Source organism: Parendozoicomonas sp. 2304DJ65-17 (genome assembly GCF_058148445.1).
Map to the genome: position 1 here is coordinate 279237 of NZ_JBYVJV010000002.1, position 22737 is coordinate 301973.

Sequence of the window (22737 nt, forward strand, 5' to 3'; positions counted from 1 at the left end):
AGAATGGCGCCAGCAGATGGATAACAAAAGATTAATTCCACGGGGGAACTCACCGATGTTCAAAAATTACTCAACCATTTCTGACTATGATCCTGAGCTGCATGCAGCTATGTCTGCTGAGGCTAAGCGTCAGGAAGAGCATATTGAGTTGATCGCCTCTGAGAACTACACCAGTCCGCGGGTGATGGAAGCTCAGGGCAGCGTTCTGACTAACAAATATGCAGAAGGTTATCCTGGCAAGCGCTACTATGGTGGTTGCGAGCATGTTGACGTTGTAGAGCAGCTGGCTATTGATCGTGCTAAAGAGCTGTTTGATGCAACCTATGCCAACGTTCAGCCTCACTCTGGTTCGCAGGCTAACGCAGCTGTCTATATGGCACTCTGTAAGCCAGGCGACACCATTCTTGGCATGAGTCTGGCTCATGGTGGTCACCTGACTCACGGTGCCAAGGTGAGTTTCTCTGGCCGAATTTACAATGCCGTTCAGTATGGTTTGAATGCTGAAACTGGCGAAATTGATTACGAAGAAGTTGAGCGTCTGGCTGAAGAGCACAAGCCTAAGATGATCGTTGCTGGCTTCTCTGCTTATTCCCGTATTGCTGACTGGGCACGTTTCCGTACGATTGCCGACAAGGTTGGCGCATACCTGTTTGTAGATATGGCGCACATTGCTGGCTTGGTTGCTGCTGGCGTTTACCCAAGCCCGGTACCTCATGCTCACGTTTGTACAACTACTACACACAAAACTCTTGGTGGTCCTCGTGGTGGTCTGATTGTGTCCGCTCATGGTGATGAGGAACTGGAAAAGCGTCTGAACTTTGCTGTATTCCCAGAAAGTCAGGGTGGCCCTCTATGCCACATCATTGCAGCAAAGGCGGTTTGCTTTAAAGAGTGTCTGGAAGGCGACTACAAGGATTACCAGAAGCAGGTAGCAGTGAATGCTCAGGCTCTGGCTTCTTCCCTGCTGGAACGCAACATCAACATCGTTTCTGGCGGTACCGACGATCACCTGTTCCTGGTTGATTTGATTGGTAAAGAGTACTCCGGTAAAGATGCAGAAGCGGCTCTGGGCAGCGCCAACATTACCGTGAACAAGAACTCTGTACCTAACGATCCACGTTCCCCATTTGTGACCAGTGGTCTGCGTATCGGTTCTCCTGCAGTAACCCGTCGTGGCTTTGGTGAAGATGATTGCCGCAATCTGGGTAACTGGATTGCCGACGTTCTGGACAGCATCGGTGCTGATAACCATGAACAGGTTGTTGCTGAAGTAAAAGGTAAGGTTCTGGAAATCTGCCAGCGTCTGCCTGTATACAGCTAATAGCTGTTAATTGGTTGAACCCAAACGCCGCAGATTTTTCTGCGGCGTTTTTGTTTGAGGTGCTTTTGCTGAAAGGAGTTTGGCCAGTCTCACGTATCGCTGCTGAATTTTAGTGCTATTCCCCTTAAAGGGCGCATGGTTACTGATGTAAGGCTTGTTTTTCGTGCCTTTCGGGGTACTATCACCTTTCCTGAGAAAGAACTGTCCCGGCTATCATGCATTGCCCCTTTTGTAACGCGGAAGATACCAAGGTTATAGACTCCCGGCTGGTTGCTGACGGATGTCAGGTTCGTCGTCGTCGAGAGTGCATCACCTGCAGCGAACGTTTTACCACCTATGAAGGTGCTGAGCTGGTAATGCCGCGTTTAATTAAGCGGGATGGCTCAAGGGAGCCTTTTGACGAAGAAAAGCTTCGTGCAGGTTTGCAGCGGGCTTTGGAAAAGCGCCCTGTAAGCACCGAGCAAATTGAAGAAGCTGTTAACCGGATTAAGCAGCGTTTGCGCTCCACCGGAGAAAGAGAAGTGAAATCTCTGACTCTCGGCGAAGAAGTTATGAGCGCGCTGAAAGACCTGGATGAAGTGGCTTATATTCGTTTCGCTTCTGTTTACCGCCAGTTTCAGGATCTTGATCAGTTCCGCGAAGAGATTGAGCGGCTGGAGAAAGTTCCACACGGGTCTCTGACCAGAGACAAGTGATTTATGCCTGATTCCCCTTCTTTTACCCCAGCGGACCATTCCTTTATGGCCCGGGCGTTACACCTTGCCCGGAAAGGCATCTATTCCACCATGCCCAATCCTTCTGTCGGCTGTGTGCTGGTGCGGGATGGAAAGATTATTGGGGAAGGTTTTACCAGCCCTGCTGGTGGCCCTCATGGTGAGATTAATGCCCTGCGCTCTGTTCAGGGGGATGCCAAGGGGGCAACCGCTTATGTAACCCTTGAGCCCTGCGCTCATTTCGGCAGAACACCACCCTGCGCCAAAACTCTTGCAGAAGCTGGTGTTGTCAAAGTTATCGCTGCCATGACTGACCCTAACCCTAGAGTCTGTGGTGGTGGATTTAAAATTCTTGAAGACGCGGGTGTTGAAACCGCATCCGGTTTGCTGGAATCAGAAGCGGCAGCTTTAAATGTCGGCTTTTTTAAACGCATGAAAACTGGCAAACCATTTGTGCGTTGCAAACTGGCCATGAGCGTTGATGGTCGTACTGCAATGGCTTCCGGTGAATCCCAATGGATTACCGGCCCCGATTCCCGGGCAGACGTTCAGCAGTGGCGAGCCCGTTCCTGCGCTGTTGTAACCGGCGTTGATTCCATTATTTTTGATAACTCTTCCCTGAATGTTCGCCCCCACGAGTTACGAATTGAAAACCCGGAGCTGGCAGCAGAAAAGCAGCCTCTGAGAGTGGTTGTGGATTCTTCTCTGCGTATTCCGCTGGGTGCAAAGATTCTTACCCTGTCGGGAAAAACAGTCATTGCCTCCGTAAGCCCAGACAAAAACAAGGCTCATGCCCTTGCCGAACTGGGTGTTGAGGTTATGGTTCTTCCGCCAGATAACTCCGGGCGGGTTGACCTCGAAGCCTTGATGGAAGAGCTGGCTCGCAGGGAATGTAACGAAGTACTCCTGGAAACCGGCGCTAAACTGGCCGGTGCTGCGGTTGATGCTGGTGTTGTGGATGAGCTGCTGGTTTATATGGCTCCCATTCTGATGGGTTCTGATGCAAGACCTTTGCTTCAGTTGCCATTCACCCAAATGGCAGAAAAGAAGCCGTTAGAGATTAAAGATATTCGTGCTTTTGGTAATGACTGGCGAATAACTGCAAAGCTGGTGCAGGAAAGCACAACCAACTGAAGTTGATGAGGAATTTGAGTGTTCACAGGCATTATTGAAGCTGTAGGCTCAATCAAGCGTTTGGAGCAACGTGGTGGGGATGTTCGCCTGCACGTAGCGACCGGCGACCTGGATTTGAGCGATGTAAAGCTGGGTGACAGTATTGCCACAAATGGTGTCTGCCTCACGGCTGTTACATTGCCGGGAGATGGTTTCACTGCGGATGTTTCCCGGGAATCTCTCAAGCGTACAGCGTTGGGCGAATTGTCTACCGGAAACCCTGTGAATCTGGAAAAGGCGATGCAGCCTACTTCCCGTTTTGGTGGCCATATCGTGAGTGGTCATGTGGATGGCGTTGGTCGGGTTGTTGAGATCAGCCCGTCCGGTCGTTCTCTGATTTATAAAGTTGAAACGCCAGCGGAGCTGTCTCGTTATATTGCCGAGAAAGGCTCCATAACTGTGGATGGTGTCAGCCTGACTGTAAACGCCATAGAAGGAAACGTATTCCACCTGAATATTGTTCCTCATACAGCCCAGGAAACTGTAATCACCCATTATCACCCGGGTAGCCGGGTTAACCTTGAAGTCGATATTATTGCCCGTTATCTTGAGCGCCTTCTTACCGGGGCCGGGCAAAGCGAGAAGAGTGAATCGCAACCAGAAAGCCGGTTAACAGAGAGCTTTCTGGCAGAGAATGGTTTTTTCAGAAAGCGCTGATTGCATCTGAACTGACCCGCTACAGGTATCGTAACTTCGCTATAAAGAGAAAGATCATGCAGCTGAACACCGCGGAAGAGCTGATTGAAGATATTCGCCAGGGGCGAATGATCATCCTGATGGATGATGAAGACCGGGAAAATGAAGGTGATCTGATTATTGCTGCGGAGAAGATTACTCCGGAAATCATTAACTTCATGTGTACCCACGCCCGTGGACTGATCTGTATGCCCATGACAGCCGAACGCTGTGATTACCTTGGGTTACACCAGATGACGGCTAACAATCAGGAAGCCCAGAGCACAGCTTTCACCGTTTCTATTGAAGCGGCGACAGGTGTAACAACCGGAATCTCTGCTGGTGACCGTGCCCGTACTGTTCAGGTGGCTATCAGCCCTATGTCCCGTGCTGAAGATATTGTTCAGCCTGGCCATATCTTCCCGCTGCGTGCGATGGATGGTGGTGTACTCCAGAGAGCCGGTCATACCGAGGCTGGTGTAGACCTTGCCCGCATGGCCGGACTCGAACCCGGTGCCGTGATTGTTGAAATCATGAACGAAGACGGTACTATGGCTCGCCGTCCTGATCTTGAGCGTTTCGCGGAAACGCACGGTTTGAAGATTGGTACTATCGCTGATCTGATCCATTACCGGATTCTCAACGAAAAGACGGTTATCCGTGAGAGTGAACGTGTTCTGTCTACGGTTTATGGGGATTTCCGAATGACCGAGTACAAGGACACAATGTCTGGCCGTACCCATCTGGCACTGGCAATGGGGCAGCCAAAAGCGGATCAGCCTACACTTGTGCGGGTTCATCAGGCAGAAACTTTCAGGGACCTTTTGGGCGCTCGGAAAGAAGGCAGCACAAGCTGGCCACTGCCAGCGGCTATGGCGCGCATTGCCAAAGAAGGTGAGGGTGTTCTCGTACTGCTGGATTCTGATCAATACGATGATCTGGGTACGAGCCTGAAGAGCTTTTCCGGCCAGGAAAAACCTCATCACAGTACCGGAGCCCATGCTGGTGTGTATATGACCATTGGTACAGGTTCCCAGATTTTGCGTGATCAGGGTGTTGGCAAGATGCGCTTACTGAGTTCACCGCTGCGCTTCAGTGCCATTTCCGGTTTTGATCTGGAAGTGACAGAAAATATTCCCTGTGAATAACCTGTCTCACAGGTAACTGTTTCACCATGAAAACGCCCGCGCATTATTATGTGTGGGCGGGCATTTTCCGCTCATGGCTGTTTAGAGAAAAAGGAGGCCTGAAGATTATTGTGCTGCAAGGTGCATTACTTCGGGCCGAAGCTGCTTGAGAAAAATGAGGAATCGCCATGACTGGCATCAGAACAATTGAAGGAATGATGACCCCTAACGATGGGCGTTATGCCATTGTGGTAACACGTTGGAACGCCTACGTGGTTGACAGCCTGGTAGAAGGCGCAGTGGATTCTCTCAAGCGTCACGGTGTGAGCGAAGAGCAGATTACAGTTGTCCGCTGCCCAGGCGCTTTCGAGCTGCCACTGGTGGTTAAGAAGGTTGCCGCTTCCGGTCGTTATGATGCCGTTATTGCGCTGGGCGCAGTTATTCGCGGTGGAACACCGCACTTCGAATATGTTGCAGGAGAGTGCACCAAGGGTATGGCCAATGTCATGCTGGATCAGGAAGTTCCTGTCTCCTTTGGTGTGCTGACAGTTGATACGATCGAGCAGGCCATCGAACGGGCCGGTACCAAAATGGGTAATAAGGGCGAGGAAGCTGCCCTGGCCGCGTTTGAAATGGTGAGCCTGCTCAAAAATCTGGAGTCATGATTTGAGCGCTCAGAACACAACCGCCAGTCAGAAGCAAACTGATAACAAAAAAGGCCGCACCCAGACTCGCCGCAAGGCGCGTGAACTGGCTCTGCAGGCTTTGTATCAGTGGCAGATGGCTGGTGCCTCCATCGTTGATATCGAAGCCCAGTTCCGGGCTCGTAACGACATGACCCGTGTTGATGGGGGCTTTTTCCATGAGTTGCTGTCGGGTATTGCCCATCAGCTCAGCGACCTGGATAACACCATCAAACCTTTGCTGGATCGCGGCTTTGATCAGCTTGACCCAGTAGAGCGTGCAGCCCTGCGTCTGGGGTGCTACGAAATGATGAAGCGCACTGATGTACCTTATCGTGTGGTGATTAACGAAGGCATTGAACTGGCTAAGAAGTACGGTGCCCAGGATTCTCACAAGTACATCAACGGTATTCTCGACAAACTGGCGCTGGAACTGCGTCCGGTAGAAGTGAAGGAATATCGTAGCAAAAACCGCCGTAAATCCAGTTAATTACGGGATGTTGTTGAAAGGAGCAGTACCATGGATGAATTTGCTCTGATCCGAACGATATTTCACCGTTCGGAATTAACGACGGCCGGCGGCCATCTCGATATGGGCATAGGCGATGACTGTGCCCTTATCTCTCCACCCGCAGAACAACAGCTGGTGCAGAGTATTGATAGTCTGGTAGCGGATGTTCATTTTCCTGCTGGTGGTGATCCTTTCCTGATTGGTTATCGTTCCCTTGCTGTAAGTGTCAGCGACCTTGCTGCCATGGGGGCAACGCCTCACAGTTTCTTTCTTGCGATTTCTATCCCTGAATCTAACAGCCAATGGTTAAGCAGTTTCAGCCGTGGCCTTGCAGTTATGGCGCAGGAGTGTGGAATCTCTCTTGCTGGTGGTGATACCACCTGTGGCCCGTTGACGATCACTATGCATGTTCAGGGTTTTGTTCCTAAAGGGCAGGCACTGATGCGCAGTGGTGCAAAACCGGGCGACCATATATACGTCAGCGGCACACCAGGTGAAGCGTGCGCTGCCTTGCCTTATATTCTTGATCAGAAAACGGCACAGACAGACGCTGAGAAAAGGTTTGTAGACCGTTACTGGCAGCCAACTCCCAGAGTTGAGTTAGGAGAATGGTTATCAGAACAAGGTGCTACAGCAGCTCTAGATGTATCTGATGGTTTAGCAGGCGACCTTGGTCATATTCTTAAGGCTTCAGGTTGTGGTGCTGAACTGGTAAGCGCAGATATTCCTTTGTCTGAAGAATTACTGGAAGTGTGTAGTGATCAGGCTCTGAGAAAAGCGCTTTCTGGTGGCGATGATTACGAACTCTGTTTCTGCTGGCCTGCTGACAAGGTTATGCCAGACGATGTTCCGGTACCCGTTTCACGAATTGGTACTGTTACGTCAGAAGAAGGTGTTCTCAGACTCGATGGGAAAGAATTTGTACCCGGCAGTTATCGCCACTTCTAGCGGCTCCCAGATACTGTATCATGCAGTAGCTTTAAAGATTTGATTAAGGATTTCCTTTGTCCCAGTCTCTACCCCGGCCTCAACTTTCCAACCCCTGGCATCTGCTGGCTTTCGGCTTTGGCAGCGGTCTGGCACCTAAAGCGCCGGGCACATTCGGTACGCTCGCAGCTATTCCTTTCTACCTGCTGCTGATGAACTTGTCTGTACCGGTCTATCTTGCGGTTTTGGTTGTGGCTTCTGTTGTTGGCATAACTATTTGCGGCAAGACTTCCGAAGACCTTGGTGTGCATGACCATGGTGGAATTGTCTGGGATGAATTTTGCGGTTTCTGGTTGACCATGATTGCAGCTCCGGCGGGATGGCAGTGGATTGCTATTGGCTTTGTGCTGTTTCGTATATTTGATATCTGGAAGCCCTGGCCAATCAGTGTGGCTGATAAAAAGGTGCAAGGCGGATTCGGTATAATGCTGGATGATCTGATTGCAGGTGTTTATGCTCTTATCTGTATGCAAATACTTGCGCGCGTCTTTTAAATAGCCTTGTTCCCCGAAAACAATAAACAACGGGAATACCAAGAATGATAAAACCCTTTGCCTTTCTTTCTTTTCTACTGGTACTGAGTGGCAGTGTGATGGCTGCCAATGTCAGCGTGGTAGGTCTGTTCCCTAATGCTGCTGTGATACTGGTAGATGGACAACGTCATTTTTTGAAAACAGGTCAGAGTAAAGGTGGCGTCCGGCTTATTTCGACCAGCAGCGGGAATGCAGTTGTTCAGGTAAATGGAAAGCAGGTAACTCTGAATCTCAGCAGAGAAAATACTAACGGTTTTGTTGAGGCTCCAAAAAAGAAAGAAGCGTTGCTGATAAGAAGTAATGATGGGCACTACTGGACGACCGGAAAAATCAACGGCCGTGCCGCACGTATGGTCGTAGATACTGGTGCATCGGATGTCAGTATCAGTGAAGCCACAGCCAAACAATTAGGTATCTCTTACCGACATGGCAATCAGGCCACCTACCAAACAGCTAATGGTTCTGTTGTTGGTTATCAGATTACGTTGAACTCAGTGACGGTAAAGAACATTACCCTGAATAATGTGAAGGCTTCTGTAGTACCCAGCAATCATCCTATCCTGCTGGGTATGAGCTTCCTGCGCGAGGTGAACATGCGGGAAGAGGGGAATAAACTTTATCTGGTGCCGCGCTACTGAACTCTCAACAGCTTCCAAACTTCAAACTGTAAATCTAAAACTGTAAAGCTTTAGACTCTGAACCGTTGAATGCGTTAAAAGCTACAGGCCCTTCTTCAGTTAGTTCCAGCTCCCAAGTGTTGCCAGGGTACAATCTGTTTTCCACCAGAGGAGTACACTCTTCAAGCTTTTTGGTCTTGCACTGGCGAACTGTGTCCAGATAAACGTTGGTGTTGCCTTTATTGGTAAGAGTGAGCAGATTGCCTTTTCGTGAACCTGTCAGGTCAAAGCTGGGTTTGTCTGGTCTGACAATAACCAAAGCCTGGTAACCAACCATCAATCGAACAGATGTTTCGTCAGCGTCGCGCTCTCCGGCTACCGGAGTAAAGTTAACGCGATAGATGCGCTCCTGCTTTTCGGTAGGAAGCAGGCTAACCAATCTAACCAGCTTTTTACTTCTTGGCGGAATAATAAGTTTTGTTGGGGATGCTATCAGGCCAATCTTAAACGGGTCGTCAGTAACAACTCTTTTTTCTTCGGGCAATCCTGGCGCTGCAACCTCAAGAACTTCAACTTTCACATAGAGGGTTTCTACTTCGCTGGTGTTAACAAGCTGAACATCGTTGGTATTGGATGATTGAGGTGTGAAATCAATAATGATGCGATCAACAGCCAACTGCGCTAAAGCACTTTGAGATGCAAGAAAGATTAAAAGAGTAAAAAATTTGGCAAGATATGAATTCATTGCATGATACCTTCCGGGAATGGAATAACCAGATGGCTCATGAACAATTAACTTTTGTTATTAATTGACCACGACCGACAAAAGTTTATAACTGTCGGTCGTCCAAAAACAGGAAGTTAATTTATTTTTAGTGAAAGTGCCTAGGTAACGACTTTATGTAGCTATTGATGATGCGTTTACTCTGCAGCAATAAGTAAATTTGCTGAGTTGTTGAATTTGTTACGAGAAGTTACTATGCGCGCCCCGTTGCAGCTGCTTTGGGACGTAGGTGATGTGGCATAGGTGTTTGTGTAGTTATTCGCGACAAGGCCGGCATCTGCATTTGTCTGGTTGTTGGATAAGCGATAGCCAGCAACTCCGCGCCCAGAAACGCATACGGAGTAATCAATAAAATCATCTTTTACTGATACTTGATCTATTTGGGCAGTCAGTTTTGGTGGGATAACCAGCTTAACCTGAACACGAGCTGAATCTGTTGATGCTGCAAAGGATAGTTGAGAAAACAGAACAGAAACTACACACACACTAATTTTTTTAATGAAGGGATTCATGATTCATAGCGTCCTGTAACGTTTTATTTCAACTTAATTGCCTATTGAAAATAGCGAGCAATTGATTTGAATCAATATTTTCTTAATAGGTGAAGAGCACCCTACTCATCATGTTGTTTAGTTAGCAGATGATAATAATAAACTGGTTATGTGAGTTGATTAACTCTTGGTTTCCAAGATAAACGACAAAGGTTTTGTTTTCAGAAAAATAAATCGGATTTATGACGCAGTTGGCAAAAATAAATGAAATGTGTTCATAAGTTGTAGCTGTTGGATCTCTAGTGTTCATGGGGAGAATGATAGTGATTCGCACCAAAAAATATTTTTTAACCCTATCAAAAATTGTTGCTTTGTTATGCAACACAGTTAATGCAGAAACTCCATCTTCCACAGCTACTGAGGAAGTTGATGTTCTAGTTAATGTTCTTGATTTAATAAGAATAGAAGACATTGATGAACAGATAACCATTACCGGAACAGAGTTAGCTGACTGGGTGAGCACAATTGATTTTAAGGTAAAAAGAAGTGGTGCTAATTATAACACCCGAACAAAGCTTCCCTATCAGCTTCAGATAGAGAGTTCTGCCGGTGGTAGCGGAGATGACTTCTATCTGAGGGATGGTGAAAAGGTGCTGGGTATCAAGATTGATTACAGCACTGATGATGAGCAGGGCAGACTTGCTTATCGAAGCTGGTCAGAAAATCTACAAACCGAACTGGGTTTTTCAGATGATCAGCCAGATATAAGAAATATAAGTCTTACTTTTTTAGTTCCTGAAAGTGTTGTGAGTAATGCCAGATCAGGAACTTATGAAGCAACGATGACATTAGTCGTAACAGCCCGATAAGCATTTAGGGCATTAGTTAACAGGCAGGCCAGCCTCGTTGAAGGAGCATGAGATGAAAAAGTTAGCATTCGCTGCAGTAGCTATGGCAGTTGCAACCTCTGGCGTATTTGCCGAGTCAAACTTACCAGGCAACTATGACAGCAGTTTGGGTAATTCTGCCAGTGTTGATAATCTTCAAATCCAATTGGATGTTCCAAACCTTATTACCTTGTCAGGTTTGCCAACAGAAGTTGAACTGACAACGGTTAATGGCAATGACACTTATGCGGAGTTTGATTTTACTATTGGCCGGAATGGACCTTTGGCCACAGGCCGTCCTTACAACCTTATGGTAACTGGAACAGCTGGTGGAAGTGGCCGAGAGTTCAACCTGAAGCATGAATCAAAAGATGCAACTCTTCCTATGACTATTGATTTCATGCCAAACCTTGGTAATGACGATCGCGTTTATGTGAAGCATGGTGAAACCATGAAAGCAGACAACATGGTCAGCTATCAGGGGCTGAATAGCACTACAGACAACGCTGGCTTTATGATGGTTGTTGATAACGACAAGATCCAGCAAGCTCTTGACGGTGCTTATAAAACAACACTTACCGTTACTGTTTCTGCAATCTAAAAAAAATCGACCATGCGAACCACTGTTCGCATGGTCTGCTCTGGCTATGTAAAAACTTACCCGCTCATTTATGTGAGGCTGTAGGCAGTGTGTATAAGAATAATGTATAAGTTTGCTTTAGGTATGTTATTGATGCCTGCTTTAGCTTTTTCCTACACGCTGGATATTGATCAAACTGTTGTAAAACTCACAGATAAAAACATAAAGAATCAACTTTCTTTAAGTATTGAATCCCTACCAAAAGAAAAGCATTCATTATCTATTTCTTATTCAAATGTAAAAGCATCTTCCGCAAGAGATAAAGATTCTGTTTATTTATTGTCAGCACAGGCTGGAGAAAGAGGAAAAGGCTATGTGCAAATTTCTCTAACACTGCCTTTTGAAAAACAGACAGCAGGTGGGCTTTATAGTCGCTCATTAGATAACAGAGTTATTCCGGGTGAATTCCGTTCAATAACTGATGATTATTCATTGTGCCCTAATACCAGTGGCAACTCTGAATTGAAGAAATTGTGTAAGCCTCTCGGCTTCACTGTACTTGATGATGAAACAGCTATTCCTGGTGTCACTTATCAGGCAAGCATTCTTGTAGAAATAAAATCAGAAAGTGGAAAAGTAGCTCGTGAGCGCGTTCAGGTTTCTTACGTTAAACACGCTTCTCCTCTAAGGATCCATGGCTACAGAGATAAGCTGACTCTTAACCAGAAAAATGGTTTCTCTGATAAGGGACGTTTCTGTGTTTATAGTCCGTTCCGTTTTGTTTTCCCGGAATTTGATGTCCGCCTGGAAGGCGAGCGGAAAAATGGCGCATTTATTCTTCGTGGGAAAGGCGGGGCTACGGTTCCCTATTACACAAAAGTATTTCTCAAGGGTAGAGGACGAGGAAGTTGGAGCGAAAAAGATGCTTCCCCCTATGAGTGGGTTGATGGCGGCAAGGTCATTCGTTCAACCCGATTCACAAAATGCAGTGGTAAAAGCAATCTGAAGGTTCAGGCCTACGCTCAATTTGATGACGTGATGAGTGTTATTCCTGGGCGCTATACCGGTAACCTTGTTGTAAGGGTAAGAGCGCTATGAAACGGACATGGACGTTTATTCTTGTTTACTACGTTATAGCTCTGGCCGGAAGTGTTGCTGCAGAAGAGTCCAGTGCTCCGCTTGAAGTTAACAGTGTACCTGCAGAGTTTCTGGATCTTGCAGAACCTCAGGTTACGTTTGCCGACTTTTATTATGGAGGCCGTTATATTGGTTCTGGCTCCGTTCGTTATACGCCGGACACAATAACTATTGCCGACCCTGTCAGCCTTATAAGAAGAATCAAAACCATTACCCGACCAGAAGCCATACAGGCGGCTTTAACTGGGGAAGTTTTCTCTAACCCCGGGCAGGTGTGCTTAAATGCTGCAGATAAAGATTGTGGATCAATCTCCCCGGAAGTGGCTGGGGTGATTTTCGATGCGGGCCGGTTCCGGGCCGATATATTTATTGCAGAATCCCATCTGGAAACCAAAAAGGTTTTTCAGAGCAAATATCTTCCTGATTCAAACACTCCGTTTGGCCTGGTCCAAGGGTTTTCATTTACTACCAGTGGTGTAACCGGGCTTGATAATAGCCAGGATAACTACTCGTTGTTTGGAGATACGCTTGTTGGCTGGAAAGAAAACCACCTGATATCCAGCTGGGATTTGACCCGTGAGCAGGATTTTTCTGTCGATACTCTTTATTTTGAAAGAGATGCTAAAGGTCTTCAGTACGGTGGTGGTTATCTGGATACCGCAGGTGTTATGAACTCTGAGTTTTCCAGCAGCCAAAAGCTGTTGGGCTTGAAAGCTGGTACGTCAATGAATTCACGCCTTGATTCGGCTGAAGTGAATGCCAGTCCGCTGAGGATTTTTACCAGTGGTCCCCGCAGGGTTGAAGTTATCAGAGATGGCCGACTGATTTATGCAACGACTGTTGATGCAGGAAGCCAGGAAATTGATACCCGTTCTTTTCCTGATGGTGCCTATAACGTCACGATCCGCATTTATGATGGCTCTTCTCTTGAGCGTGAGTTTACCCGTTTCTATGTGAAATCTTTACAGCTGCCACCATCTGATGAAATGTTGTGGTTTATTGAGGGTGGTGAAGTTACTAACAGAAGCTCCGGCTCAACAATGCCTGAAACTCAGAGTGCCTGGTTAACTCGGGGAGGCTTAGGTTTCAGGGTCGGAGAAAATACCGGCTTATATCTCAAGAGCACAGTTGCTGAAGATGAACAAACTGCAGAGGCTGAAATCTTCCATCAGGGTAATGAGTGGAATGTCACTGCAACAGGAATGGCTGGGAATAACAGCGTAAAAGGTAGTGCACTGGATACAAGCGTGACTTTTGGGCCGCTGTATCTGAGTTACTACTACCGTCGTCTTTGGAATGATGATTACCAGGCTAAACCAAGCGATGAATTTGAACTGATCGGGCAGGGGTTTGAGTCAAACAGTCTTTCCGTATCAACCCAGTTTTTGGATGGAAGCCTGTCGGGTAACTATAACTCCACGGAAAATGATGGTAGTGCCAAGCAGACTATAAAATCCCTTAGCTGGTTTAAAACGCTGCTCCGTTTCAGTGACCACGATCTGGACTTGAACCTTGATTATTCCAAAGGTGAAGATGACAAGATCATCACGGTTGGGTTAACGATCAGAATAACGACCAGCACCTGGAACTATCGGGTGAAAGGGGAAGCCCGCCGTGAAACCAATAGTGCTGGCAAAACCCAAAATGAAAACCAGTACACCGCGGATTCCCGCTGGTTCGATGACGACATTATGGGGGGTAAGGGTGAGTTTGGCCTGAAGCATGAGAGCCTGATCGACAGGAATGTCACAGGTGGCGATCTGATTTTCGAATCCTCACGTTTGCGTGCTGATATTTCCGCAGACTATAACGCTCCCGATGTTGGTGATAGCTATACCAGTTATACCGCTCAGTTCGACACTTCATTTGCCATGAATACGGATCATTCCGGTATTGGTGGAGGCAGAACTGCAGACAGTGCTGTTCTGATTGATATAGCTGGTAGTGAAGATGCCAAATTCTCTGTGCTGGTGAATGGCGCCAAATCGGGGATTGCGTCTGGCAACAGCACAACGGTTATTCCACTTTCTCCGTACGAGACTTATAACGTTTCGATCCGTCCAAGAGGGGATAACTTCTACAACTATGATCAGGTAGAAAAGAGCGTCACTCTCTACCCCGGCAATGTGGAAACATTGAGTTTCAAGTCAGAAGATGAGCTGGTGCTGCTTGGCAAGCTGGTCAACAGCGAAGGTGATGATCTGAAGTCTGTGTATATAAAAGCTGGTAAGAGCAGTGCAGTCACTGATGATAACGGCATCTTCCAGGTTCGTATCTCCGCAAACCTCACATCTTTTAATGTAGAGTTTGAGGAGGGTGAAACCTGCCAGGTTGATATTCCGGAGACATACCAGAAACGAGCCGGTGTCGGTCTTGTAGGTATTCTGGAGTGTCATACACCGCAATAAAAGATTTCTCTAATTCAGGGTGTAGGGGTTAACGCTCTTGTGCCCTTTTTTATCGCCGCAAATAATAAGAACAAGAAAATCCTGAGTCAGGGAAACTCAATTTGGAAAGGAGAGTCTGGGAAGGAAAAATACTCAGGGTGCGTATCGCACATGATTCACAGGCAGGCCAGTGACCGGAATTTGGAGCATGAAGATGAGTATCTTCACACCCTGAGTTCAAAATCATGGTAACAATGCAGGGTTTGTAAAGATGAGAACTGGTTCACCCTTTTTTCGTCTTGAACCCCTAAGGTGGTGGAGAGTTGATACAAATCAACAGGTTAGCAATGAAGCCTTTCATTTATGTAACAGAGTCTTTTGTGCACAGCTTGCTAAGCTTCTTAGCCCGTTCAGGCTCGCCTGATTGTTCTACCACTGATACAATGCCTGCCCGCGACCAGTTGTTGAGGAGTGTCGAGTGTCAACCGTCTTCGTGGCAGCATCTAAACTGCCCACCCCCCATGGCACTTTCACCATGCATGGATTCCAGGATGAAGCTACCGGCAAGGAGCACCTGGCACTGACTATGGGTGATGTTGAGAACGGCGAGCCAGTTTTAGGCCGAATTCATTCTGAGTGTCTGACCGGTGACGCTCTGTTCAGTATGCGCTGTGATTGTGGTGCCCAGCTGGAAGCCGCAATGGCTGCTATTGCCCGGGAAGGTCGAGGAGTGATTCTTTATCTGCGTCAGGAAGGTCGGGGAATTGGCCTTTTGAACAAAGTTCGTGCTTACGAACTGCAGGATCAGGGGGCTGATACCGTAGAAGCCAATGAAAAGCTTGGCTTTGCTCCCGATATGCGCAAGTACGATATGTGCGAAGTTATGCTGCGCCATCTGAATATTACCAAGATGCGCCTGATGACCAACAACCCTCGTAAGGTTGATGCGCTGAAGAATCTGGATATCGATATTGTAGAGCGTGTTCCTCTGCAGACAGGCCAGAACCCCCATAACGAACGTTACATTGCCACCAAGGTTGGCAAGTTGGGGCATCTGTACAATAACGCCTGAACTGAGAAGACCAAGGCTGCGTGTTAGCCTTAGCCTCGCCAGAATGCGGATAGCGAACTCTCGACTATCCGCAGGAATGGATTAAATCTGTTAACTTCTCTTCTGTAATACCACACTGATCCAGCTGATTATCTCTGTGCCCGTGAGCAATAAATGCATCTGGGATGCCCAAATTCATCACTTGGATTTTGTAATTCTGTAACAAAGCTGCGACTTCTTCCCCAACGCCGCCTTTTATCGCCCCTTCTTCCAGAGTGATTAATAACTCATGGCTGTCTGCCAGTTGTTGTACTAACTCTTTATCCAGAGGTTTGATAAAGCGCATATCGGCAACTGTGGCGTCAGTGTTTTCAGCGACTTTAAGAGCCAGACTTGTCAGGGTGCCGAAGCTAAGAATCGCAACTTTCCTACCCTTGTGAAGCAGCCTTCCTTTACCGAGTTCCAAAGCAAAATCATGGCCGGAAAGTAAAACTTCCTGTGCCGTTCCTCGTGGGTAACGAACAGCTGCTGGCCCCTGATATTCATAACCAAAAGTCAGCATCTGCTGAAGTTCCAGTTCATCGGAAGGTGCCATTAACACCATATTGGGAATTGCACGCAGAGCAGGAATATCGAATAGTCCATGATGGGTTGGTCCATCCTCACCAACTAAACCCGCGCGATCTATGGCAAAAAGAACATCCAGCTTTTGCAAAGCAACATCATGGATCAGCTGGTCATAGCCCCGTTGTAAGAACGTGGAATAGATTGCGACAACAGGTTTCATGCCTTCACAAGCCATGCCACCGGCAAGAGTGACAGCATGTTGTTCGGCAATGGCGACATCGCAATAACGTTCTGGGTATAGCTCGGAAAACTGCACAAGATCGGAACCTTCGCGCATAGCCGGGGTGATCCCAAACAGTCGTTTATCTCTGGCAGCTGTGGCACACAACCAATGGCCGAAACGATTGGACCAACTCGGTCTCTTTTCCTTTTTAGGTTCGTTTTCCGCTGCAACTTTGGCAACAGCATGGTATTTCACTGGGTCAGCTTCAGCTTCAGGCAAGCCTTTACCTTTGCGGGTCACAATATGAAGCAGCCTTGGGCCAGGCTGATCTTTTAACCTTTGCAGGGTTTCTATCAACTGAGGTAGGTTGTGGCCGGAAATAGGACCAGCCATAGTCATGCTGTGATCTTCAAAATGCACAACAGGATCTTGCGTTGAAGCTTCACTATAAGAGGTTGCCTGAATGCCTCTCAGGTATCGGGCCAGCATGCCAACGCTGGGTGAGATAGACATGTCATTATCATTGAGGATGACCAGCAGGTTCGCTTTTACACAGGCTGCATGATTAAGGGCTTCGAAGGCTTGCCCGGCAGTCATGGCTCCATCACCAATCACCGCTATGGCCTGTCGATGATCTCCTTTGGCTTTTGCTGCCATCGCCATTCCCAGAGCCGCACTTATAGATGTACTGGAATGACCCGTGCCAAAAGCATCATAAGGGCTTTCTTCTCGCGCTGGGAAGCCGCAAAGGCCATCCTTTTGTCGCAGCGATGGCATATCATCTTTGCGGCCGGTAAGAATCTTGTGGGGATAACATTGATGGCCCACATCCCATATCAGCCGGTCTTCAGGAGTGTTGAAAACGTAGTGGAGAGCGATGGTAAGTTCAACAACCCCAAGACCAGCACCAAGGTGGCCGCCGGTCTGGTAAACAGAGGAAATGAGAAACTCCCGCAATTCTCCGGCTAGGTCGGGAAGCTGTTCCGGGGCTAGTTTTCGCAGATCTTCAGGTAAGGAGATTTTATCCAGCAGAGCCATATTCGCTCAGTGATCCCTCTCAACAATGTATTTCGCCAGATCCTGCAGGTATCTGGTGGCATCGGGGTTATCCAGGTTCAGGGATTTCAGCTCATCCAGGGCTGTTTCCTTCAGTGCTTTAGCCTTGGTCCGGGCCCCTTCAAGGCCTAATAGGGATACATAAGTATTCTTGCCTTGGGCAATATCCGCACCCTGGGTTTTTCCCAGAACCTCAGTGCTGGCAGTGACATCAAGAATGTCATCCTGAACCTGAAACGCCAGACCAATGGCATCAGCATAACTTTCCAGAGCTTGGACCTGCTGGCTGTCAGCATCAGCTGCTAAAGCGCCCAGTGTGCAAGCTACTCGAATCAGTGCTCCGGTTTTGCAGGCATGAAGCTGTTTCAGTTCTTCTAGAGAGAGAACCTTTCCGGTAGCCTGCATATCCTGCGCCTGACCTTCAATCATGCCATGGCAGCCGGCAGCTTTTGCCAGAGCTAGGCTCTGCTGAAGGCGAATCTCAGCAGAAAGATCAGAATTGTTGGCAATAACCTCAAAAGCCAGAGTCAGCAGGGCATCGCCGGCAAGAATAGCAGTCGCTTCATCAAATGCTTTATGGCAAGTGGGGCGGCCGCGGCGAAGATCATCATCATCCATGGCCGGCAGGTCGTCATGGATCAGGGAGTAGGTATGTATCAGCTCAATAGCGCAGGCTGCGGGAAGAGCATTGCTTATATCCCCACCCAAAGCTTCACAGGCTGCCCTGACCAGCATGGGGCGAACTCTTTTTCCTCCGGCCATGGTTGAGTAAATCATGGCCTCACGAATCAGGTCGTTCTTTATTTGTGCATTATTCAGAACTGCCCGTAAGGCATCATTTGTCCACGTCTGACAGCAGGACAGATACTCGGAAAAATTCATTAATTGGCGTCGGTCTGGTCAAAAGGCTGAGTTTCTAGTTTTCCGTCTTTTTCGAGAAGGATGCGAACCTTCTGCTCGGCTTCTTCCAGGGCTTTCTGGCAATCCCTGGTCAGGCCAACTCCCTTCTCAAAAGCCGCCAGAGCCTGCTCCAGTGGCAAATCACCGGATTCCAGCTCACGAACTGTTTTTTCCAGTTCACTGAGGGATGTTTCGAAGGCGAAACCTTCTTTTTCAGTGTCAGGCTTTTTGCTTGCCATACCGGGCCTTCGTGTGGGTAGTGGAGGATATCAATTAGACTGGAGAACAGTACCCGAGAGGGCAAAAACCGTCAAACCGACTGAATCTCCCGGCAGAGGCTCCGGAAGCTAACTATAGTGGGAAGGTCGGACAGGGAAGATCCGGCCGTTTTCATCCTGAAAATTGGCGTATTGCATTGATTTAAAGGGTAAAAGCGACAGAAGTGGATAGTACAGGATGTAGCAGTTATGAAAACCGGAAGAAGTAGTGCCGGAATCCTGACGCAGGCTCTTCATCGTAGTCTTGATCGCCGGAAGTTATTTCCCCTGACGTTTCTCCTGATAAGTGCTTTTGCACTGGCCATTGGGTCTGCGAATGCAGAGCTGAGACCACTGGATGATATACAGATGGCGGCAATATCTGGTCAGGGTGTTGATGATGATCAGAAAGAGATTCAGGCACAGAATGCCAGCCTTAATGGGCTAACCCAGGTTGTACAGTCAGCTTTCCCGGTGTTGGGACTTATTGATGCGGATACTTCGGTCAGCGGAGTGCGTTATGCGGAAGGCGTAAGTCCTCTGGAAATCAATCTGGCAGATGGATCAATAACGATTAATCTTCCTGAGTACATTGAAAATGTCAGCCTTGGTAATTTGAGGCCTCTTGGAGCAAGCAGTAACGGACCTTCCTTTGGTTCCGTGCAGATTCAGGGGCTGAGTTTTAAAGACAGCTCTATCACTATCAGGATGAAACCCTGATAGCGACAAAGCAATACAAGCAGTTCGTCGTTGGCAAGGGCCGGTCACTCCCAAGGGAGGCTGGCCCTTTCCATTTGTAGAACTGTTATCTGTCGTTTATAGCGCCTGGTGATTTGGTAAAGGGTTACAGTTGCTGCAGATGCAGTTGTATCCCTGATCCATTGCACGACACAGTTCTTCTTCCTCGGCATCCCAGACATCTTTGTCCATAGTCGTATCCAGGAACGGGAATTTCTTGCGGTTGAACTCTGGTTCCTTACCGGCATCCAGCTGCTCATCAAAATCTTTGAGAACCGGGAATACATGGCGAGCCAGCACAAGAATAACGCCAAGGTTAATCAGTGCCATGATGCCCATAGACATATCTGCGAAAGACCACACCAGAGGCAGTTCACCGACCGCGCCCCATACAACCATGCCCAGAACCAGAACACGATAAGTCATGATGACGGGTTTCTTGTTGCAGATAAAACGCAGGTTGGATTCACCGTAGTAATAGTTGGCAATCAAGGATGTGAAGGCAAACATCAAAATGGCGACAGCAATAAAGTGCTTTCCTGCTGAGCCAATCTGGCTGGCCAATGCCGCCTGAGTCAGGTTAATACCGGTTACACCGCTACCAGGTTCCATCTGGCCGGAAATCAAAATGATTGCTGCTGTGGCAGTACAGATAACGATGGTATCTACAAAAACACCAAACATTCCCAGCAGCCCCTGAGTGGCAGGGTGATGAGGGATTGGTGTTGCAGTTGCGGCAGCATTCGGGCCGCTACCCATACCCGCTTCGTTGGAGAACAGACCACGGGTAACACCTTGACGGATAGCTTGGCTCACCAGATAGCCGGCACCACCGCCAACAGCAGTTTCCAGGCCCAGAGCACTTTTTACGATGACTGTGAATACGGCAGGTAGTTCGCCAATATTCATTATCACAACGACCAGAGCTACTGCGAGATACAGTAATGCCATAAATGGCACAACCATTTCAGCAAAGCGGGAAATCGCACGAATACCGCCGAAGATGATAATCCCGGAAGCAGCAGCCAGAGCAATACCAACACCCAGAGGTGGCAGGTTATAGGTGGTCATGGCAGCAGCAATGGAGTTGGACTGCACGCTGTTGAATGCGAAGCCGAATGCGATGATCAGGGAAACAGAAAAGGCAATACCCAGCCAGCGCAGGCCAAGAGCTTTCTGAATGTAATACGCAGGGCCACCACGATAAGTTCCATCGTGGTTACTGGATTTGTAAATCTGCGCCAGAGTGTTTTCAACAAAACTGGTAGACATACCCAGCAGGGCGATCAGCCACATCCAGAACACTGCGCCAGGCCCACCGGTATAAATTGCAACAGCAACACCGGCCAGGTTGCCTGTACCCACACGAGCCGCAAGACTGGTACAAAACGCCTGAAAAGAGGATATGTGGTGATCTTCACTGGTTGCCCGACTGCCCAGCATGGTCTTGACAGAAAAACCAAAACGACGGAATTGGACAAAACGGCTGGCGAGGGTGAAATAAAGGCCAGCACCGATTAGCAGGTAGATGAGGATATTTCCCCAGATCACGCCATTGATGGCGGAAATAACTTCACTCATGCAGTTACTCTTTGTAGTTTGGGGGATTGGTAAATGAGAGTCACGGCGATAGTACTGGCAGGATGAAATATGAATATTAGTGAATCGCCGTGACAAGGATTATAGAAATCCGTAACAGTATTGCCACTTATACTGCTTTGTTGGTGGTATGGCCGAGGTGTGAGTTGGCGATTTCCTCTAGTTGGTTTGTGTTGTCTATTACTCTGAAAATCACATAAAAATTGGTGTTTTTCTACAAAAATTGCCTCTGTTTGGAGGGATCTTCTGCCTTCTTTTCATGCCACACGTTTTTATCCATTGTACTGTCAAGCTTTGGAAAGTTTTTCCGGTCAAAGACTGGATTTTTTCCGGACCGGTACTGGTGTTCAAAATCTTCCAGAAGCAGGAATGCCTGCTTGGAAAGGATAAGAATGGCGGTGAGATTAACCAAAGTCATAAAGCCCATGGTGACATCGGCTAAAGCCCATACCAGAGGAAGGCTTCCTACTGCTCCCCAGAACACCATAACCAAAACCAGAAGACGATAAATGGAAACCCACTGATCCCGGTTGTGAATAAAACGCAAACTGGACTCACCATAGTAGGTATTGGCGACAATGGACGTAAATCCAAACAAAAGCGTTGTCAGTGCAATAAACGGCTTACCGAAGCTTCCCATGGTGGCATGAACCGCTGACTGGGTAAGAACGATGCCGGTTTCACCTTCCTGACCATAAGGCACGCCGGAGAGAAGGATAATGGCTGCTGTGGATGAACAGATTATGATGGTGTCAAAGAACACACTGAACATGGACACCAGACCCTGAGTTACCGGATGATCTGGATAAGGTGTTGCTATGGCATGAAGATTTGGCCCGCTACCCATTCCCGCTTCGTTGGAAAACAGTCCCCGGCGAATACCATGAGCAATAGCTTGTGAAACCAGATAACCTGTTCCGCCGGCCACAGCATGATCAAGACCAAAAGCACTGCGAAATATCAGGTTGAGAATGGCTGGTAGCTGATCAATTTCCATCACTGTGACCGTTAAGGCAATGGAAATATAAGCTAGAGCCATAAAGGGCACAAACTTCTCAGCGAAAGAAGCAATACCCTGTATGCCTCTGTAAATAATCAAGGCAGAGAAAACAACCAGAATAATAGCGATTGCTTCCTGAGGAATATGGAATGCATCCTCCATAGCTGCGGCTACAGAGTTGGCCTGCACAGCATTAAACGAGAAGCCAAAGGCGCTGATCAGGCTTAGCGAGAAAAGGATACCCAGCCAGCGCTGCCCCAAAGCTTTTTCTATGTAGTAGGCAGGCCCACCCCGAAATGAACCATCCGGATTTTTGGTTTTGTAAATCTGGGCCATGGTGTTTTCGACAAATGCCGTTGCCATTCCCAGAAGCGCCATTACCCACATCCAGAAAATAGCGCCGGGTCCACCAAGGCTGATAGCAATAGCAACACCGGCAAGGTTACTGGTTCCTACATGGGAGGCCAGGCTGGTGCACAGAGCCTGAAATGTAGATATTCCTTTGCTTTGGTCCTGTTTTGTTGCTCGGGAGTGAAGCAGAAGCCGGGTAGCCAGAGGCAACAGGCGAAACTGGATAAACCGGCTGCGTAAAGTAAACCAGATACTGGCCCCCAGTAGGAAATACACCAGTCCGTAATCCCACATTGCTGCATTAACAGTTGAAATCGCATCAGCATTCATCAGGTTTTTCCTGCGTTAAGCCGGCCTTTTTTATGTTCTAACCGGTTCTCTTTTAGAGA

The 22737-nt window shown here is 48.0% G+C and carries 23 protein-coding genes; 16 read left to right on the forward strand and 7 right to left on the reverse strand.

Annotated features, from left to right (window positions below):
• Positions 1 to 55: 55 nt before the first annotated feature.
• From glyA to ACY2RR_RS06320, 10 genes are all read left to right on the forward strand, one after another.
• Positions 56 to 1321 (forward strand): serine hydroxymethyltransferase, encoded by a 1266-nt coding sequence (glyA, locus tag ACY2RR_RS06275; protein ID WP_490107286.1) that lies wholly within the window; start codon positions 56 to 58, stop codon positions 1319 to 1321.
• Between the two features lie 215 nt (positions 1322 to 1536).
• Positions 1537 to 2016, forward strand: coding sequence for a transcriptional regulator NrdR (nrdR, locus tag ACY2RR_RS06280; RefSeq protein ID WP_490107287.1), 480 nt, complete (start codon positions 1537 to 1539; stop codon positions 2014 to 2016).
• 3 nt (positions 2017 to 2019) lie between these two features.
• Positions 2020 to 3168 (forward strand): bifunctional diaminohydroxyphosphoribosylaminopyrimidine deaminase/5-amino-6-(5-phosphoribosylamino)uracil reductase RibD, encoded by a 1149-nt coding sequence (ribD, locus tag ACY2RR_RS06285; protein ID WP_490107288.1) that lies wholly within the window; start codon positions 2020 to 2022, stop codon positions 3166 to 3168.
• Between the two features lie 18 nt (positions 3169 to 3186).
• Positions 3187 to 3864 carry a riboflavin synthase gene (locus ACY2RR_RS06290; protein WP_490107289.1) on the forward strand — a complete coding sequence of 226 codons (678 nt, stop codon included), beginning with the start codon at positions 3187 to 3189 and terminating at the stop codon, positions 3862 to 3864.
• A gap of 56 nt (positions 3865 to 3920) precedes the next feature.
• Positions 3921 to 5030 (forward strand): bifunctional 3,4-dihydroxy-2-butanone-4-phosphate synthase/GTP cyclohydrolase II, encoded by a 1110-nt coding sequence (gene ribBA / locus ACY2RR_RS06295; RefSeq protein ID WP_490107290.1) that lies wholly within the window; start codon positions 3921 to 3923, stop codon positions 5028 to 5030.
• Positions 5031 to 5197: 167 nt separating this feature from the next.
• Positions 5198 to 5674, forward strand: coding sequence for a 6,7-dimethyl-8-ribityllumazine synthase (gene ribH / locus ACY2RR_RS06300; RefSeq protein WP_281648778.1), 477 nt, complete (start codon positions 5198 to 5200; stop codon positions 5672 to 5674).
• Between the two features lies 1 nt (position 5675).
• Positions 5676 to 6182 (forward strand): transcription antitermination factor NusB, encoded by a 507-nt coding sequence (nusB, locus tag ACY2RR_RS06305; protein WP_490107291.1) that lies wholly within the window; start codon positions 5676 to 5678, stop codon positions 6180 to 6182.
• A gap of 30 nt (positions 6183 to 6212) precedes the next feature.
• Entirely contained in the window at positions 6213 to 7151 is a 939-nt protein-coding gene (thiL, locus tag ACY2RR_RS06310; RefSeq protein WP_490107292.1) for a thiamine-phosphate kinase, read from the forward strand.
• Between the two features lie 56 nt (positions 7152 to 7207).
• Positions 7208 to 7684: a phosphatidylglycerophosphatase A family protein gene (locus ACY2RR_RS06315; protein ID WP_490107293.1), complete on the forward strand. Its 477-nt coding sequence runs from the start codon at positions 7208 to 7210 to the stop codon at positions 7682 to 7684.
• Between the two features lie 44 nt (positions 7685 to 7728).
• Entirely contained in the window at positions 7729 to 8361 is a 633-nt protein-coding gene (locus tag ACY2RR_RS06320) for a retropepsin-like aspartic protease family protein (protein WP_490107294.1), read from the forward strand.
• 34 nt (positions 8362 to 8395) lie between these two features.
• Here the strand turns inward: ACY2RR_RS06320 and ACY2RR_RS06325 are convergent, their stop codons facing one another.
• Both ACY2RR_RS06325 and ACY2RR_RS06330 read right to left on the reverse strand, forming a co-directional pair.
• Entirely contained in the window at positions 8396 to 9085 is a 690-nt protein-coding gene (locus ACY2RR_RS06325) for a fimbrial biogenesis chaperone (protein ID WP_490107295.1), read from the reverse strand.
• 176 nt (positions 9086 to 9261) lie between these two features.
• Positions 9262 to 9636, reverse strand: coding sequence for a hypothetical protein (locus ACY2RR_RS06330; protein WP_490107296.1), 375 nt, complete (start codon positions 9634 to 9636; stop codon positions 9262 to 9264).
• A 302-nt stretch (positions 9637 to 9938) separates the two neighbouring features.
• Between ACY2RR_RS06330 and ACY2RR_RS06335 the strand changes: the two genes are divergently transcribed.
• The 5 genes from ACY2RR_RS06335 to ribA all read left to right on the forward strand — a co-directional run bounded on the left by ACY2RR_RS06335 (position 9939) and on the right by ribA (position 15678).
• The gene (locus ACY2RR_RS06335) at positions 9939 to 10484 is read left to right on the forward strand and encodes a hypothetical protein (protein WP_490107297.1); all 546 of its coding nucleotides are present in this window, start codon (positions 9939 to 9941) and stop codon (positions 10482 to 10484) included.
• 52 nt (positions 10485 to 10536) lie between these two features.
• Positions 10537 to 11103, forward strand: coding sequence for a hypothetical protein (locus ACY2RR_RS06340; protein WP_490107298.1), 567 nt, complete (start codon positions 10537 to 10539; stop codon positions 11101 to 11103).
• Between the two features lie 102 nt (positions 11104 to 11205).
• Complete coding sequence (locus tag ACY2RR_RS06345; RefSeq protein ID WP_490107299.1) at positions 11206 to 12180, forward strand: hypothetical protein; 975 nt, start codon at positions 11206 to 11208, stop codon at positions 12178 to 12180.
• Positions 12177 to 14627, forward strand: coding sequence for a TcfC E-set like domain-containing protein (locus ACY2RR_RS06350; RefSeq protein WP_490107300.1), 2451 nt, complete (start codon positions 12177 to 12179; stop codon positions 14625 to 14627). Before ACY2RR_RS06345 ends, ACY2RR_RS06350 begins: the two co-directional genes overlap by 4 nt.
• A gap of 457 nt (positions 14628 to 15084) precedes the next feature.
• Positions 15085 to 15678, forward strand: coding sequence for a GTP cyclohydrolase II (gene ribA, locus ACY2RR_RS06355; protein ID WP_490107301.1), 594 nt, complete (start codon positions 15085 to 15087; stop codon positions 15676 to 15678).
• Between the two features lie 64 nt (positions 15679 to 15742).
• On the opposite strand, the gene ACY2RR_RS06360 is transcribed toward ribA, so the two are convergent.
• From ACY2RR_RS06360 to ACY2RR_RS06370, 3 genes are read right to left on the reverse strand one after another with little or no spacing between them, the layout of a single operon-like run.
• Entirely contained in the window at positions 15743 to 17485 is a 1743-nt protein-coding gene (locus ACY2RR_RS06360) for a 1-deoxy-D-xylulose-5-phosphate synthase (protein WP_490107302.1), read from the reverse strand.
• Positions 17486 to 17491: 6 nt separating this feature from the next.
• Positions 17492 to 18385 (reverse strand): polyprenyl synthetase family protein, encoded by an 894-nt coding sequence (locus ACY2RR_RS06365; RefSeq protein ID WP_490107303.1) that lies wholly within the window; start codon positions 18383 to 18385, stop codon positions 17492 to 17494.
• Positions 18385 to 18642: an exodeoxyribonuclease VII small subunit gene (locus ACY2RR_RS06370; RefSeq protein WP_281648229.1), complete on the reverse strand. Its 258-nt coding sequence runs from the start codon at positions 18640 to 18642 to the stop codon at positions 18385 to 18387. Before ACY2RR_RS06370 ends, ACY2RR_RS06365 begins: the two co-directional genes overlap by 1 nt.
• 228 nt (positions 18643 to 18870) lie before the next feature.
• Here ACY2RR_RS06370 and ACY2RR_RS06375 point away from each other — a divergent pair, with 228 nt between their 5' ends.
• Entirely contained in the window at positions 18871 to 19380 is a 510-nt protein-coding gene (locus tag ACY2RR_RS06375; RefSeq protein ID WP_490107304.1) for a hypothetical protein, read from the forward strand.
• 96 nt (positions 19381 to 19476) lie between these two features.
• Here ACY2RR_RS06375 and ACY2RR_RS06380 read toward each other — a convergent pair whose 3' ends face one another.
• A complete protein-coding gene (locus ACY2RR_RS06380; RefSeq protein WP_490107305.1) occupies positions 19477 to 20979 on the reverse strand; it encodes an alanine/glycine:cation symporter family protein in 1503 nt (500 codons plus the stop codon).
• 232 nt (positions 20980 to 21211) lie between these two features.
• Positions 21212 to 22678: an alanine/glycine:cation symporter family protein gene (locus ACY2RR_RS06385; RefSeq protein ID WP_490107306.1), complete on the reverse strand. Its 1467-nt coding sequence runs from the start codon at positions 22676 to 22678 to the stop codon at positions 21212 to 21214.
• Positions 22679 to 22737 lie beyond the last annotated feature (59 nt).